Genomic DNA, 451 nt, shown 5'->3' with positions numbered 1-451 from the left:
GGTCGCACTCAGACCGTTGACCTTCATGATCACGTCGGCCGGCACCTTGTAGCGCTGCGCCAGGCCGGAGATGGTCTCGCCGTCCCGGTCCACGATCTCGGTGGCGTGAGGCGTGCCGGCGGCCGCCATCTTCGAGTCGGGCTGCGCCTCCTTGAACGGCTTCGCCGCCGGGGCGACGGTGCCGGTGGTCGTCCTGTCGACATGCGTGGCGGGCGGCGCCAGGACCGGGGCCGAAGCGGTGCGCATCGGCTTCGCGGCGGGCGCCTGGGCCGGCTGTGACACCGGCGGCGGCAGCTGCTGCACGGAAACCGGCTCCAGGCTGGAGCGGCTCACCGACTGGGTGTGGCTGCCATCGACCGGCGCCGGCGCCATCGCAGTGTCGCCCGGATAGGGTTGGGCGGCATCCTGTTTATCGATGATGGCGCGCTGATTGTTGGTCGAGGAGGTGAAG

1 protein-coding gene is annotated in these 451 nt (G+C 70.7%); it reads right to left on the bottom strand.

What is annotated here, in order from left to right:
- A partial coding sequence (locus tag EOA29_RS40040) for a LysM peptidoglycan-binding domain-containing protein (RefSeq protein ID WP_189479205.1) occupies positions 1-451 on the bottom strand: 451 nt, incomplete at both ends.

Source organism: Mesorhizobium sp. M1E.F.Ca.ET.063.01.1.1, from assembly GCF_003998155.1.
Taxonomy (GTDB): domain Bacteria; phylum Pseudomonadota; class Alphaproteobacteria; order Rhizobiales; family Rhizobiaceae; genus Mesorhizobium.
Note: the sequence above shows the minus strand (reverse complement) of the source record. Positions and strands in the feature narration are given on the sequence as shown.